We start from the raw sequence: 15,374 nt of genomic DNA, 5'->3' as shown, positions 1-15,374 counted from the left end.
TAAGAAAGTAAATGATACTCATTCTTTAAAACGTTCAAAGTTTATATTTTATTCTTTTATAAATATCTTTGAGAAAACAGAAGTATGCAAATTTTGATTTATGGTATCGGGGGAGTTGGAGGATATTTTGGCGGAATGATTGCCAATGCAGGATATGATGTTAGTATGATTGGCAGGGGGAAACACCTGGAAGCGATTCAGCAAAACGGATTATTTATAGAAAGTATAAAGGGGGATTTTAAAGTAGTACCCAAAATTGCAACCGATGATTTGAAAAATGTTTCATCGCCAGACCTGGTGATCCTGGGAGTCAAATCCTGGCAACTAAAAGATGCCGCAACTGCTTTAAAAGCCATTATTAAAGAAGATACCATCGTTTTGCCTCTTCAAAACGGAGCCGGTAATGTAGAACAGTTGTTGCAGGTGCTTCCTAAAAAAAATGTGATCGCGGGATTATGTCGTATCGTTAGTTTTATAGAAAGCCCCGGCAAAATTAAACACGCTTCATTTGAACCTGAAATTATCTTTGGTGAGATCGATAATTCACAAAGCAAAAGAATTCATTCCGTAAAAGAAATTTTTGACCGCTCCGGCATTCAGAATACCATCCCGGAAGAAATCGAGCTGGAGGTCTGGAAAAAATTCCTGTTTATAGTAACTATTAGCGGAATAGGAGGTTTAACCCGTGTTCCTATTGGTAAGATCCGGGAAAGTGACTATTTGTTTGATTTGATGCAGAAAACCGCCCGCGAGATCGTGGAAGTTGCCAATGCTAAAAAAATTCCATTGACCCTGGAGCACGTAAAAAGGGTTTTTGAGACAATAGCAAACCAACCTTTTCAAACCACAGCTTCCACGCAACGTGATCTTATGGATGGAAGACCTTCAGAGCTTGAAAATTTTAATGGCTTTATAGTGCAGGAAGGTGCGCGGCTGGGAATTCCAACTCCGGTGAACAAATTTATTTACGAATGTTTGCTTCCTATGGAGCAAAAAGCCCTAAATCTTTAACGTTTCTATAGAAGATTGATTCCCGTAAGAAGTTTAAAATTGTAAATTTGCAGCTATTCAGAAATTAGAGCAATGAGTTACCATTTTAACGAGATTGAAACCAAATGGCAGGAATACTGGGCCAAAAATCAAACTTTTAAGGCATCCAATAATTCCTCAAAAGAGAAATTTTATGTGCTGGATATGTTTCCATATCCTTCTGGGGCCGGGTTGCACGTTGGGCATCCCCTGGGATATATCGCGAGTGATATTTATGCACGATACAAAAGGCATCAGGGTTTTAATGTGCTGCATCCACAAGGTTATGATAGTTTTGGATTGCCGGCAGAGCAATATGCCATTCAAACCGGGCAGCATCCGGCACTAACTACCGAAGAAAATATAAAACGATACCGGGAGCAACTGGACCAAATCGGGTTTTCATTCGATTGGAGCAGGCAGGTACGCACCAGTGATCCAAATTATTATAAATGGACACAGTGGATCTTTATTGAACTTTTTGAATCATGGTATGATGTGAAGGCCGATAAAGCCCGCCCGATCTCCGAATTGATAAAGATTTTTTCTGCGGAAGGGAATACCAGGGTAAAAGCGGCTTGTGATGATGATATTATCGCCTTTCTTGCAGAAGAGTGGAATTTTTTTTCATCAGAAGAACAACAAAAAATATTATTACAATACAGACTTACCTATTTAGCTGAAACCGAAGTGAACTGGTGCCCGCAACTGGGAACCGTACTGGCAAACGATGAGATCGTGAACGGCGTTTCAGAACGTGGCGGTTTTCCTGTGGTTCGCAAAAAAATGACCCAGTGGAGCATGCGTATTTCTGCCTATGCACAACGTTTATTGGATGGTCTTTCAAGCATCGACTGGCCACAACCCCTTAAAGATTCCCAAACTAACTGGATTGGAAGATCTAAAGGGGCTTTGGTGAAATTCCCCATCCTAGCCTTCCCCGAAGGGGAAGGAAAACAGAAATATGGTTATATGACGGGTGGTAATAATTCTCATTTATTGATTGATAAAGCAAAACAAATGAGAAGTAATTCTACACAAGCCGAAAAGTTGCTGTGGGATTGTTTAATATCTAAAAAATTAGGCTACAAATTCAGACAACAACATTTAATAGGTGATTTTATAGTAGATTTTGTTTGTTTGTCTAAGAAATTGGTAATTGAAGTCGACGGAAATATACACGACTCCCAGCAAGAAAAGGATGAGGAACGAACTAAAATTATTAATAATTTAGGCTTTAGAGTGGTTAGGTTTAGAAATGAGGAAATTATAGGTAATATTGATTTTGTCCTTGAACAAATTAAAATTCAATTACAGCAAGATGTAATTCCCCCTTCGGGGGTTAGGGGGATTAAGGTTTTTACCACCAGACCAGATACTATTTTTGGAGTTAGCTTTATGACGCTTGCTCCCGAGCATGAATTGGTTAAGGAAATAACTACCTCAGAACAAAAAGAGGCAGTTTCGGCCTATATTGAAAAATCGGCTAAGCGTAGCGAACGTGAGCGTATGGCCGATGTTAAAACAATTTCCGGAGTATTTACCGGTGCTTATGCTCTTCACCCGTTAAGTAGAGAGAAAATCCCTGTTTGGATCGGGGATTATGTATTGGCAGGTTATGGTACGGGTGCAGTAATGTCAGTTCCTTGTGGAGATCAGCGGGATTATGATTTTGCCAAGCATTTTGGATTACCTATTCCGAACATTTTTGAAGGAATAGATATTTCTGAAGAAGCTTTTTCAGGAAAAGAGGGAACCGTTATCACCGATTCCAATTTTCTAACAGGACTACCCTACAAAGAGGCGCTGAATAAGGCTATCGAAGAACTTGAGAAAATTGGTCTGGGAAAAGGGAAAACAAATTATAGATTACGAGATGCAGTGTTTTCGAGACAGCGCTATTGGGGAGAACCATTTCCTGTGTATTATGTAAATGGCTTACCGCAAATGATAGCTAAAGAGCATTTGCCATTGCGTTTGCCGGAGGTTGAGAAATACCTCCCAACCGAAGAAGGGGAACCACCTTTGGGAAGAGCAGAAAAATGGTATTGGGACCAGGAAAAGAAACAGGTAGTTTCCAAAGAGGAATTTGAAAGTTCCCCCATTGGGGATGGAGGGGGCCTGGAATTGAATACCATGCCGGGTTGGGCAGGCAGTTCCTGGTACTGGTTCCGGTATATGGATGCCCACAATGACGCTGAATTTGTTTCTGAAAAAGCCCAGAAATACTGGGAAAATGTCGATCTATACATAGGTGGAAGCGAGCACGCAACAGGACATTTGTTGTATTCCCGTTTCTGGACAAAATTCCTTTATGACCGTAAAATGGTTAGTGTTGAAGAGCCCTTCAAAAAGCTGATTAACCAAGGGATGATATTAGGGACAAGCGCTTTTATATATAGATTAAGGTTTATAAACGTTTCAAGAACTCTATCTGCCTTGTCTGATGATTTGCATTTTTCGATAGAACAAGAAACTAAAATAGAGGAATTTATTCAGAAATATGATAATAAAATATTTGTTCCTAAAAGGCTTCTAAGAAATAAAATGTTTCCAGAAGGTGATTTTGGCCAAGGCCAATTAAGTATTGGATCGAACTTTCCAGAAATTGAAAAACAACTTTCAAAAAAATTCCCGACGATTAAATATATATTCAACGGTATTAGTTTAGAAGTCCAAAAAATTCATGTTAATGTTAATTTTGTAAATGCATCAGACGAATTAGATATTATAGCTTTTAAAAATCACCCTTTAAATCAAGAATTTAAAGACGCTATATTTTTTAAGGAAAATGACAAATATATTGTTCATCGCGAAGTCGAAAAAATGTCCAAATCCAAGTACAATGTGGTAAATCCGGACGAGATCTGTAAACAATATGGGGCAGATACCTTGCGAATGTACGAGATGTTTCTTGGGCCTCTGGAACAGGCGAAACCCTGGAATACCGCAGGAATGTCCGGAGTGCATAGTTTTTTGAAAAAATTATGGAAACTGTATCATTCCCCCTCTAACTCCCCCGAAGGAGCAGACTCTTCTTTTCAGGTTTCAAATGAAAAAGCTTCGGCAGATTCTCAAAAAACCCTGCATAAAACCATTAAAAAAGTAACAGAAGACATCGAGGCTTTCAGCTTTAATACTTCGGTTTCTACTTTTATGATCTGTGTGAATGAGCTTACTGCTCAAAAATGTGATAATCGGGAAATTCTGGAGCCATTGGCTGTTTTAATAGCGCCCTACGCGCCGCATATTGCAGAGGAGCTATGGGAAAAACTCGGGTATTCAGGATCTATTAGTACTGCGGCCTATCCTATTTATGAAGAAAAATATTTGGTGGAAAGCGTTAAATTATACCCGGTTTCCTTCAATGGGAAAATGAGGTTTACCTTGGAATTACCCCTGGATATGGGTAAAGAGGAGATCGAAAAAACTGTGATGGAAGATGAAAGAACACAAAAACAACTGGAAGGAAGAACGCCTAAAAAGGTGATCATAGTTCCGGGAAAAATTGTAAATATCGTTGGATAATCAGCAAAAGGCAGTTGAGGTAATTTTATAGCTGCTTTTCTTTATATTTGAGTATGGAATATCTATTTATAGGACTTGCGGCCGGAGCCGTTCTCGCATATTTTATTTTTGCGAGGTTTAACAAATATCGCAGTAAGGAGCGAGCCGATGAGCAATCCGTGATTTTGATTGATAAGATCAAAAGCGTTTGTAAATTTATTACCGTGGAAGGCGATTTTTCGGAGATCTACCATTATGAAAATCTAAAGGAAAAATATGTGAGTTTGCTTTTGGGAAAGAAGAAAGCCATTGTGCTAATTAGTGCAAAAGCCCATATAGGTTTTGATCTTACCAAGATTAAGATGTCCGGTGATAGTGAAACTAAAAGGATAATTCTCACAAATTTTCCAGATCCGGAATTGCTTACCGTAGAGACCGATTTTAAATATTACGATAAACGTGAAGGGTGGGCAAATCCTTTTACCACTTCCGATCTCACCGATATAAGCCACGATGCCAAAAAACATATTGTGGATAAGATACCCCAAAGCGGCTTGCTGGAAAAAGCACGCAAAGAGGCTTTGGAAACTATTCTGCTAATTGAGAAAATCGTAGAAACCATCGGTTGGAAACTCGATTATACGGCCCTGGAAGAAAATATAAAAGATCAACAAAAACTGCGTTAAAATCCTCTCACCATTTAAGAGTGTAAGGCAGGTGGCTTATGGATATAGAAACTTTCAGAAATTATTGCCTGTCGAAAAAAGGCGCTGCTGAAGATCTTCCATTTGGCCCGGATGCCCTTGTGTTTAAAGTGATGGGAAAAATTTTTGCTCTGGCTTCCCTGGATGAAATTCCGTTGAGGGTAAATTTAAAGTGTGATCCGGAACAGGCAATCACTTTAAGGGAGGAACATTCCAATAGCATTTTTTCCGGATATCATATGAATAAAAAGCACTGGAATACCCTCGTGCTGGATGGATTTCTTCCAAATTCCCTTATCTTCGGCCTCACAGACCATTCCTATAATCGGGTAATTCAGGGACTGCCTAAAAGGCTGCAAAAGGACCTGGAAAGTCTGGAATAAATAAGCACTAATTTCATGACAGCATTCGGGTTTTATACAAAAGAAAAGGAACATAAGGAGCATCTTTTGGCACAAGCCAACAAAAACCTCAATATTTCAAGCTTCATACGTTTATTGGTTTTTCTACTCGCAGCCTTCGGGATCTATTATTTTTTCAGTGAAATTAAGATCTCAGGTGCCATTGGGGCGGTTGCAATAGTGATTTTTTTGATTCTTGTTTCCCGCCATACAGATCTTAAATACAAGCGCAATAAAATTGATGAACTTGTAAAGATCAATGAATTGGAATTAAGAGTTTTACAACGGAAATTTTCAGATCTGCCAACAGGAAATGAATTTGAAGATCCCTTGCATGCCTTTAGTCAGGATATCGACTTGTTTGGAAAAGGGTCTTTCTTTCAGTATTTGAACAGAACTTCTTTGAAAGAAGGAAAAAGAAGACTTGCACATCTTCTCACAGAAAATTCAATTGAAGAAATTCCCGAAAAGCAGGAAGCCATTAAAGAATTAGCTGAAAAAGTAAAATGGCGACAGGAATTTACTGCGGTGGCACACCTGGTGAAAACCGAAACGGAATCAGATCAGGTTTTAAACTGGTTTAATAAGTATATAAGCTTTTCCCCCAGGTATATTATTTGGTTATCGCCATTATTTTCTGTGGTTTCTATCCTATTAGTGATTGGTTATTTCACGGAAAATGTAACCGGAATACAGCTTTTTTTATGGTTCCTGGCTGGATTGTTATATTCCGGGATCTACCTTAAAAAAGTGAATTTACTCTCCGGTAGTGTAAGTAAGGTTCAGGATACGTTCCATCAATACCATCAATTGCTGGCAATGCTTGAGAATACAGAATTTTCTTCAAAAATATTGAAAGAAAATAAGGAAAAAATAAGGTCGGAAGGCAGTAAAGCTTCAGCCATTTTCAAGGAATTTTCAAAAGCGATAGACGCATTAGATCAACGCAATAATTTTCTTTTGGGTGTTCTGTTAAATGGATTCCTGCTTTGGGATGTACACAAGTCCTATAAACTCGAATCCTGGATAAAAGCGTCGCATCAAAATGTAAAGGATTGGTTTGAAGTAATTGAGTTTACCGATGCCTTCAACAGCCTTGGAAATTTCGCATTCAATCATCCCAATTATGTTTTCCCTAAACTTTCTCAATCCGGATTGGTTGTGAAGGCAGAGAATCTTGCACATCCTTTGCTCGATCCTGAAAAAGTTATCGCGAACGATTTTAAGATAGAAAATGAACAGTTTTTTATTATCACCGGTGCTAATATGGCCGGGAAAAGCACCTTTTTAAGAACGGTATCCTTGCATATTGTAATGGCAAATATTGGTTTACCAGTTTGTGCTGAAAAAAGTGAGTATTCTCCAATAAAACTTATCACAAGCATGCGGACTACAGATTCGCTTAGCGATGATGAGTCTTATTTCTTTTCAGAATTGAAGCGCTTACAGTACATCGTTGGGGAGATTGAAACCGATAAATATTTTATTATTCTGGACGAAATATTAAAAGGCACCAATAGCACCGATAAAGCAATTGGTTCCAGGAAATTCATTCAAAAACTTGTGAAATCGAAATCTACCGGGATCATAGCCACACACGATCTTAGTTTATGTGAGGTTTCAGATGAATTACCACAAGTGGAAAATCATTATTTTGATGCAGAGATCGTGAATGATGAATTGTTTTTCGACTATAAATTTAAAGAAGGAATTTGCCAGAATATGAATGCATCTTTTCTTCTGAAGAAAATGAATATTGTAGATTAGGACATCATTTTGACATCTATACTATTTGAAGATCGATTTTCATGTCTTTCTGAGTCTTTCGAAGCATCTCGACTCCGCTCGATGTAACATTGGAAATTGTAATCACGCAAGTCTTAACTCGTTACAGAATCTAAAAAAAAATCCATTTTTGTAAATATTTATTTTCCTTAAATGAAGAACTTTTTCCAAATGCATAAAGTGTCGCTTTTGCTAATTGCAATTACAGCTGCATTTTACTTGTCTTTTGGGTACGATTTGGAAAGGTATGATCTTATAAAACTAATCGGGCTTTACTCGGCTGTTTTTTATTTAAGTTGGAATATTTATAAGATCGAAAAAAGGAATTTCTGGTTCCTTGCCGGAGTTGCCCTGTTGATGAGATTGATTTTTTTTGGTGCAATCCCGAATCTTTCGCAGGATTTTTACAGATTTATATGGGATGGAAGAATGATCCTTGAAGGTTGGAACCCCTATTTGCATTTACCGGAAAATCTCATAAAAGAAGGAACTGTAACCGTTGCCCAGGCTTCAAAACTTTATGAAGGAATGGGGGAATTAAGCGGAAGTAATTACACCAATTATCCGCCGCTCAATCAATTTATCTTTGCGCTTGCAGGGTTATTCGCAGGGAAAAGCATTCTGGGTTCTATAGTCGTAATGCGTGTCGTTATCATTGCTGCCGATTTCGGAGTCCTTTACTTCGGAAAGAAACTGCTAGAGAACTTAAATTTGCCGGTCAATAGGATCTTCTGGTATATTCTCAATCCATTTATAATTATAGAACTCACCGGAAACCTACATTTTGAGGGCGTAATGTTGTTTTTTCTGATTTGGTCTCTCTATCTTTTACACAAGAAAAAATGGATCCTGAGTGCGATTGTTTTTGCAGCTTCTGTTTCCCTGAAATTAGTTCCCCTTCTTTTTTTACCCCTGTTATTGAGGTATTTTACAGCTGAAAATTCCCAAAACAAATTGAATTTTTGGAAGCTGTGCTTATATTATTTGATAGTTGTTGTTTTGGTAATTTTTAGTTTTCTGCCTTTTTTATCTTCCGCTTTTATTTCAAATTTTTCGGCGAGCATAGGCCTCTGGTTTCAGAAATTTGAATTCAATGCGAGTATTTACTATCTCATCCGGTGGGTTGGTTTTCAGGTAAAGGGTTACAATATTATTGAAACCGCCGGGAAAGTGCTACCTGTTATCGTTATCCTTATTTTAGCGGGCTTAGCTATTTTTAGGAAAAATAATTCCCCACAGCGTCTTATAACAACAATGCTTCTGGGAGTTTCTATTTATTTTTTCCTTTCAACCACGGTGCATCCCTGGTATATCGCCACTCCTTTGTTGCTCTCTGTTTTTACGCGGTACAGGTTTGCTGTAATCTGGTCGTTTGTGGTCATTTTTAGCTATGCTGCCTATAGCGATGTTGTTTTCCGGGAGAATTTGTGGCTGGTGGCTTTGGAATATATAGTGGTAATTGGAATGTTTATTTATCAGATACTAAATGAAAACAGGAAGAAGACAGATTTATTTCTTTGATTTCTTCAGCAGAAATAAATCCCTGATATATACCATCCCACCAAAAAAATGAGCTGCCAAAAGCACTGGATCTCTTCTGAAGATAGCATAGATGAAGATGATGGTGGATCCGGCTAAACTAAGTATCCAAAATCCCAGGGGCAAAGACGATTTTTCATGCTGTTCAGAATAGATCCACTGATAAAAAAACCTGGAGGTGTACACAATTTGCCCGAGGATGCCAAGCACTATCAGCCAGGCAGCAATATTTTCACCATCGAGCAGATCCTGCAACTTCAATTCACTCAGAAAGATCAAATAGGCTGCGATGAGTATAGGAACACCAATCACGGTTAATTTTAAAATGATATTGGAACTTTTCCATTCATTTTGCAAGTGCAAATTCCGGAAATAAACCGCATACACAAGGAATTGTCCAAGCATAATAGCTAAATCGTTTCGTAAATAGCCGTAGATAAACAGCAGCATTGATCCAAACAGGCTCAATTTCCAAAACAGCCTGGGGGTTTTTACTTTTTCTGCCTTTTCAGAGAGGAACCATTGGTTTATTAACCGGACTGAAAATAAAAGCTGCGCAAGAAATCCAATCCCATAAATTAACCAGTTGCTCATAAAAGTTCAGAATTAACCAAATTTAAAATCACTTAAAAGAGTCAATAGAAAAGGGCTGTTAAAACAGCCCTTCTACTTTTTTATTTTATTCTTTATTACATATCCAGAAGATAGGCAAAAATTAACGGCGCTACTATGGTTGCATCGCTTTCGATAATAAATTTTGGTGTGTTGATGTCCAGTTTTCCCCAGGTGATCTTTTCATTTGGTACTGCTCCCGAATAGGAACCGTAACTCGTAGTAGAATCTGAGATCTGGCAGAAATAGCTCCAGAACGGAGTATCTGTTCGTTCCATATCCTGATACAACATTGGCACTACGCATATTGGGAAATCCCCTGCGATACCTCCGCCAATCTGGAAGAAGCCTATTCCGCTTTTAGAATTTTGGGTGTACCAGTCGGCAAGGAAAGTCATATATTCGATCCCGGATTTCATGGTACTTGCCTTTAATTCTCCTTTTAAAACATAGGAAGCAAAAATATTCCCCATAGTGCTGTCTTCCCATCCGGGAACAACCATTGGGAGATTTTTTTCGGCAGCGGCGTACATCCAGGAATCCTTAAGGTCTATTTCATAATGTTCTTCCAGCACTCCGGAAAGCAATAACTTGTACATATATTCGTGCGGTAAATAACGCTCACCGGCAGCTTCAGCATCTTTCCATATCTTCACAATATGCTCCTGAATCCTTCTGAAAGCTTCTTCCTCGGGGATGCAGGTATCTGTAACACGGTTTAATCCTTTTTCCAGCAAATCCCATTCGTCCTGTGGAGTAAGATCCCTGTAATTAGGAACGCGTTTGTAATGTGAATGCGCCACAAGGTTCATCACATCTTCTTCCAGATTTGCCCCGGTACAGGAAATGATTTGTACTTTATCCTTACGGATCATTTCAGCAAAAATCTTTCCGAGCTCGGCAGTGCTCATCGCTCCGGCAAGGGAAACCAACATTTTTGAGCCATCCTGAAGTTGCTTCTCGTACCCTTTTGCGGCATCTACAAGCGCGGCAGAATTAAAATGTAAATAATATTTTTCAATAAATTGTGAAATCGCTCCTTTACTCATCGTCGTCTTCTGGGGTATGATTTAAATATTTGAACTTATAGCTCAACATTTTATAGTATAATTTTGCGGCAAGGAAATCTGAAGATTTATCCACATCATTGGGACAAAGCTCTACGATATCAAAACCTACCACATTTTTTTTCTTGAACATCATTTTTAGAAATTCCAGGGTTTCGTAATAAAACAACCCTCCCGGTTCTGGAGTTCCTGTAGATGGCATAATAGAAGGATCAAAAGCATCCAGATCTATAGTGATAAACACATTTGGAGTCATTTGCCCAATGGCATCATCCATCCAGTCTTCATATAGATTATGTGCAAAATAAACCTGATTCTCATCCATATGATCCAGTTCAGAAACATCCATAGAACGAATTCCTACCTGTACAAGGTTGGCAATTTTGCTGGCTTCGTGAACAGCACAGGCGTGATTGCAGGAAGAGCCTTCATATTCCGGACGTAAATCCGCATGAGCATCTATCTGGACTACGGTAAGATCTTCAAAAGCTTCATTAAAAGCACGAATTGTTCCTATAGACACAGAATGTTCACCTCCAAAAACGGTTACAAATTTATCTTGTTTGATGTAGTTTTTAGTGGTTTTGTGAACCGCTTCTACCATTTTCTCCGGAGAAGAGTTCTCAGTAACAGGAGGAGCGAGGTAAATTCCTCTTCTGTAAACCTCGGTGCGGGTTTCGATGTCAAAAAGCTCCATGTTTGCTGAAGCTTCCAGGAAAGCTTCCGGGCCCTTATCTGCGCCTTTTTGCCAGGAACTTGTTCCGTCATAAGGAACAGGGATTAATACCACTTGTGCTTCGTCTATGCGTGCATACTTATCTGGTATCCCGGCGTAATTATTTTTGTTCATTACTTAAGTTTGAAATTTTTGGTTTAAAAAATATGGCTAAAGTTATAATTTTTTTTTGACCTAATTATTTGGACTGTAACCTAATATCTTTAAAAGATCTTCAGAGGTTTGTTGTTCACTAAAAAGGCGGGTGCTTATATTCCCGTTTTCATCCTTATCTATAAGTATTTGTTTAGGCTGTGGAATAAGGCAATGCTGAAGTCCGCCAAAGCCACCAATGGTTTCCTGGTACGCTCCGGTATTAAAAAACCCTATATATAAAGGTTTGTCCTTTTTATACTTCGGAAGGTAGATTGCGTTGGTATTTTGTTCAGAATTATAATAATCGTCACTATCACAGGTAAGCCCTCCCAGTAAAACCCTTTCATATTCATCATTCCATCGGTTGATGGCCAGCATCACAAACTTTTTACTAATTGCCCAGGTATCTGGAAGCGTGGTGATAAATGAAGAATTTATCATATTCCACTTTTCACGGTCATTTTGTTGTTTCTGATAAAGGATCTCATAAATGGCACCCCCACTTTCTCCAACGGTAAACGAACCAAATTCCGTAAAAATATGCGGAGTATCAACTTCTGCCTCTTCACAGGTAAGTTTTATCTGGTTGATGATTTCATCTACCATATACTCATAATCATATTCAAAATGCAGGGAATTTTTTATGGGAAATCCACCGCCAATGTTAAGGCTGTCCAGCGTAGGACATACTTTTTTAAGATTGATATAAACCTGCAGGCATTTATTTAATTCATTCCAGTAATACGAGGTATCCCTAATCCCGGTATTGATAAAGAAATGCAACATTTTCAATTCAACGTCCGGGTTTTCCTTCACCTTTTTGTTGTAGAAGGGCACAATATTCTTGTATCCAATCCCTAATCTGGAAGTGTAAAATTCAAATTTCGGCTCTTCTTCAGAAGCGATCCTGATCCCGATCTTATAAGGGGCTTTAATCTCTTCGGAAAGAAGGTCGATCTCTTCGTAATTATCGATTATAGGAATACAGTTTTTATGACCTTTATTGATCAAATTGGCGATGTTGGTAATATACTGGTCGCGCTTAAAACCATTGCAGATCACGTAGGTATCATCGGTGATCTTTCCTGTAAGTTTTAATTTTTGTACGATGTTAACATCAAAAGCTGAAGAGGTCTCAATGTGTATATCATTTTTAAGCGCTTCATTGAGTACATGTTCAAAATGGGAACTTTTTGTGCAGTAACAGTAATTGTAGTTGCCCTTATAATTATGCTTTTTTATAGCATTATTGAACCAGGTTTTTGCTCTGTGAATGTTTTCTGAAATTTTTGGCAGGTACGTGAATTTTAATGGAGCACCATATTTTTCTACCAATGCCATCAAATCTATTTCGTGAAACTGAAGCTCATTGTCCTCCAATTTAAACTCTTCCTGCGGGAAATAATAGGTTTGATGTATTAAATCGCTGTATTTAGTATTCAATGCTTTATTTTATAAAATTAAAAATGAAAAATTAGGGTTTATATCAATGGATCAAAAGATTTGTTTGGTAAATTATTGTTAAGATAAAATTTATTGAAAGATTTCCTGAAGTTTAAGTGGTTTTTTTGAATACCACCAACAGCCTTGCAGAAGTAAATCTGAAGGATTTGATCAATAAAAATAATTGAATTTATCAACCTGTTATTTGAAAAATTGGATAAAATAAATCGAATTCTTAAAAAAAAACCTTACTACTTTTAATCCCATCTATATCCTTTCATCGAAAATCTGGATATTTCACAGGATAAATGATTCCCGTAAAGAACAAAAATATAAAAAAATTAGTGTTATTATTTTATAAAAGCGATCCGTTGTTTTATAAAGCTTTTAGGTTGATTATTTCCTGTTTTGTAAGCACTCTCCAGTTGCCGCGGGACAAATCTTTTTTTGTTAAACCGCCAAATACAACACGATCCAGTTTTTCCACTTCATAACCAAGGCTTTTGAAAATTCTTTGAACCACATGAGGTTTAACGCTGTTGGTTTCAATTCCAACTTCATTGTGAGGCCGGTTTTCAATAAAGCTTACTTCCTGAACTTTTACTTTCCCGTCTTCAAGGGTAATTCCATTTCGTATTTTATCAAGATCTTCTGGTTGTACGGGCTTTGTAAGTTCTACATGGTAGATCTGCCGTATACCGTTTTTTGGTTTTCCCAATTGTTTTTCAAGAGTACCATCATTGGTGAACAATAAAAGTCCGCTGGCTTGTCTGTCCAGTTTTCCAACGGGAACAACTTTTCCTTTGGTAGCTTTAGAGATGAGGTCCATCACGGTTTTGGAACCTTTTTCCAAACTTCCGGTGGTATAAAAACCTCTTGGTTTATTCAATACAATATATTCCGGTTTTTCAGGATTCACCTTAATTCCGTCAAACTTTACATCATCGCTTAATTTAACTTTGTAACCCATTTCGGTTACAGGTTTTCCATTCACGGTCACGTTTCCGGCGGCTATAAAAATATCGGCATCTCTACGTGAGCACATGCCGGAGTTGGAGATATATTTATTTAACCGGATTCCATCAGTTTTTGGAGCGGCTTTAGAGACAACTTTAGATGTGGATTTTGCTTCCGGTTTTCCTTTAGATTGCTTTTTTATAGGGGCATTCCCACGGGCACTAGATTTCTTGCGGTCTCCGCCATCTTGTCTTGAACTTGAGGATTTCCCCGAAGATTTTTCATTTCTGCTCATACCAATATTTTTTGCAAAGATACTTTATTGATTAAGATGTGACTAAGTTATTTTTTAAAGATTTGTGATGAAATATTTCTCAGGATTAAGCTTTCTTATACTTTTTATAAAGCTGGGATAATTAATGAGGTTTTTTCAATGCTTGGTTGCCTCTTGTTAAATGGATTCAGGGGCGGACATGTATTACCAATCTTAGTATAGTAGCACTCTGTATATAATTAGGAAGGTTCCGAACTCTGGAAAATTTTAAAATACCCGGGTAAAAACCTCGGCGTGGTCGATAAGCAAAATGCTAAAAACCCCTGCAACAATGATGAATTTAAGGATGTTATGGAGCAATAAATATTGCCATTTTGCAGAGCTGAAATAAAGAAATAAAACAAAGAAAACCAGTAATACCAGGCTTACATAGAAATAGTAGTCCATCATCCCGGTATCAAATTTTGTTGTAAGCAGCAAAATTGGGATCACGGATAAAACGGTTAAAACAGAAAGAAAAAATTTGCTCCACTTTTCCCCGTAAACAACCGGAATGGTTTTATAATTAAGGATGAGATCCCCTTTTAGGTTTTCAAGATCTTTTACCAGTTCACGCATAACGATCATCAGGTATAAGAATGTGGCGTGTATAAAAATAACTGTTTCGAAATTTTTGTAGTATATAAAAACCACAAAAAATGGAATGATCGCTAAAATCGATGCTACCAGATTGCCAACAAAAAGAATTCTTTTTAAACGGTGGGAATAAAACCAGATAACAAATATGTAAATGGAGAAGAATACAACCGCTCTAAAGGAAACATAGCTGGCAAAGAAAATAGCTGCAAAATTGAGGATAAAATAAACCGATAATTTAGTGCGCTGACTCACAAACCTGTCGAGCATTGTTTTTTTAGGCCGGTTTATGAGATCTTTCTCGCTATCGTAAAAATTATTTATGATATAACCCGAAGCGATCACTGTTGCAGAAGAAAGTATCAGGAAAAATAAATTAGGGTCAAAGATCACATCACTTAGCGGTAATGCGGGCGCTAAAATAAAAGCAGAAGTAAGGTACTGAGCCAGGATCAGTATCAAAATATTGTAGCCGCGAATCACTGAAAACAAACTCAGCATTTTAAGCAATAAACGTTTGTTTTTAGCTGCCGCCATTAAAAAGGGGAG

At 37.8% G+C, this 15,374-nt stretch carries 12 protein-coding genes; 6 read left to right on the top strand and 6 right to left on the bottom strand.

Going from position 1 to position 15,374, the window contains the following annotated elements; genetic code table 11:
* Positions 1–84 precede the first annotated feature (84 nt).
* From GILLI_RS08840 to GILLI_RS08815, 6 genes are all read left to right on the top strand, one after another.
* A complete protein-coding gene (locus GILLI_RS08840) occupies positions 85–1,011 on the top strand; it encodes a ketopantoate reductase family protein (RefSeq protein WP_006988758.1) in 927 nt (308 codons plus the stop codon).
* A gap of 72 nt (positions 1,012–1,083) precedes the next feature.
* Positions 1,084–4,557, top strand: coding sequence for a leucine--tRNA ligase (locus tag GILLI_RS08835; RefSeq protein WP_006988757.1), 3,474 nt, complete (start codon positions 1,084–1,086; stop codon positions 4,555–4,557).
* 53 nt (positions 4,558–4,610) lie between these two features.
* Positions 4,611–5,222: a DUF4230 domain-containing protein gene (locus GILLI_RS08830; RefSeq protein WP_006988756.1), complete on the top strand. Its 612-nt coding sequence runs from the start codon at positions 4,611–4,613 to the stop codon at positions 5,220–5,222.
* Positions 5,223–5,260: 38 nt separating this feature from the next.
* The gene (locus GILLI_RS08825) at positions 5,261–5,623 is read left to right on the top strand and encodes an MmcQ/YjbR family DNA-binding protein (RefSeq protein WP_006988755.1); all 363 of its coding nucleotides are present in this window, start codon (positions 5,261–5,263) and stop codon (positions 5,621–5,623) included.
* A 15-nt stretch (positions 5,624–5,638) separates the two neighbouring features.
* On the top strand, positions 5,639–7,408 hold the full coding sequence (locus GILLI_RS08820; protein WP_006988754.1) for a MutS-related protein: 1,770 nt from the start codon (positions 5,639–5,641) through the stop codon (positions 7,406–7,408).
* Positions 7,409–7,579: 171 nt separating this feature from the next.
* Complete coding sequence (locus GILLI_RS08815) at positions 7,580–8,947, top strand: MptA/MptB family glycosyltransferase (protein WP_040506536.1); 1,368 nt, start codon at positions 7,580–7,582, stop codon at positions 8,945–8,947.
* Here GILLI_RS08815 and GILLI_RS08810 read toward each other — a convergent pair.
* From GILLI_RS08810 to GILLI_RS08785, 6 genes are all read right to left on the bottom strand, one after another.
* On the bottom strand, positions 8,936–9,559 hold the full coding sequence (locus GILLI_RS08810; protein ID WP_006988752.1) for a lipid-A-disaccharide synthase N-terminal domain-containing protein: 624 nt from the start codon (positions 9,557–9,559) through the stop codon (positions 8,936–8,938). The genes GILLI_RS08815 and GILLI_RS08810 overlap by 12 nt on opposite strands.
* 95 nt (positions 9,560–9,654) lie before the next feature.
* The gene (locus tag GILLI_RS08805; RefSeq protein ID WP_006988751.1) at positions 9,655–10,626 is read right to left on the bottom strand and encodes a deoxyhypusine synthase family protein; all 972 of its coding nucleotides are present in this window, start codon (positions 10,624–10,626) and stop codon (positions 9,655–9,657) included.
* Complete coding sequence (gene speB, locus GILLI_RS08800) at positions 10,619–11,494, bottom strand: agmatinase (protein WP_006988750.1); 876 nt, start codon at positions 11,492–11,494, stop codon at positions 10,619–10,621. Before speB ends, GILLI_RS08805 begins: the two co-directional genes overlap by 8 nt.
* Positions 11,495–11,554: 60 nt before the next feature.
* A complete protein-coding gene (locus GILLI_RS08795; protein ID WP_006988749.1) occupies positions 11,555–12,958 on the bottom strand; it encodes an arginine decarboxylase in 1,404 nt (467 codons plus the stop codon).
* 376 nt (positions 12,959–13,334) lie between these two features.
* Complete coding sequence (locus tag GILLI_RS08790; RefSeq protein WP_006988748.1) at positions 13,335–14,210, bottom strand: pseudouridine synthase; 876 nt, start codon at positions 14,208–14,210, stop codon at positions 13,335–13,337.
* A gap of 246 nt (positions 14,211–14,456) precedes the next feature.
* Entirely contained in the window at positions 14,457–15,362 is a 906-nt protein-coding gene (locus GILLI_RS08785) for a geranylgeranylglycerol-phosphate geranylgeranyltransferase (protein ID WP_006988747.1), read from the bottom strand.
* Between the last annotated feature and the right edge of the window lie 12 nt (positions 15,363–15,374).

Source organism: Gillisia limnaea DSM 15749 (assembly GCF_000243235.1).
Taxonomy (GTDB): Bacteria; Bacteroidota; Bacteroidia; order Flavobacteriales; family Flavobacteriaceae; genus Gillisia; species Gillisia limnaea.
Note: the sequence above shows the minus strand (reverse complement) of the source record. Positions and strands in the feature narration are given on the sequence as shown.

What these genes read in the sequence shown, in the direction of transcription:
- GILLI_RS08840 (WP_006988758.1), top strand. Translation starts at nt 85, where the DNA reads ATGCAAATTTTGATTTATGGTATCGGGGGAGTTGGAGGATATTTTGGC.
- GILLI_RS08835 (WP_006988757.1), top strand. Translation starts at nt 1,084, where the DNA reads ATGAGTTACCATTTTAACGAGATTGAAACCAAATGGCAGGAATACTGG.
- GILLI_RS08830 (WP_006988756.1), top strand. Translation starts at nt 4,611, where the DNA reads ATGGAATATCTATTTATAGGACTTGCGGCCGGAGCCGTTCTCGCATAT.
- GILLI_RS08825 (WP_006988755.1), top strand. Translation starts at nt 5,261, where the DNA reads ATGGATATAGAAACTTTCAGAAATTATTGCCTGTCGAAAAAAGGCGCT.
- GILLI_RS08820 (WP_006988754.1), top strand. Translation starts at nt 5,639, where the DNA reads ATGACAGCATTCGGGTTTTATACAAAAGAAAAGGAACATAAGGAGCAT.
- GILLI_RS08815 (WP_040506536.1), top strand. Translation starts at nt 7,580, where the DNA reads ATGAAGAACTTTTTCCAAATGCATAAAGTGTCGCTTTTGCTAATTGCA.
- GILLI_RS08810 (WP_006988752.1), bottom strand. Translation starts at nt 9,559, where the DNA reads ATGAGCAACTGGTTAATTTATGGGATTGGATTTCTTGCGCAGCTTTTA.
- GILLI_RS08805 (WP_006988751.1), bottom strand. Translation starts at nt 10,626, where the DNA reads ATGAGTAAAGGAGCGATTTCACAATTTATTGAAAAATATTATTTACAT.
- speB (WP_006988750.1), bottom strand. Translation starts at nt 11,494, where the DNA reads ATGAACAAAAATAATTACGCCGGGATACCAGATAAGTATGCACGCATA.
- GILLI_RS08790 (WP_006988748.1), bottom strand. Translation starts at nt 14,210, where the DNA reads ATGAGCAGAAATGAAAAATCTTCGGGGAAATCCTCAAGTTCAAGACAA.
- GILLI_RS08785 (WP_006988747.1), bottom strand. Translation starts at nt 15,362, where the DNA reads ATGGCGGCAGCTAAAAACAAACGTTTATTGCTTAAAATGCTGAGTTTG.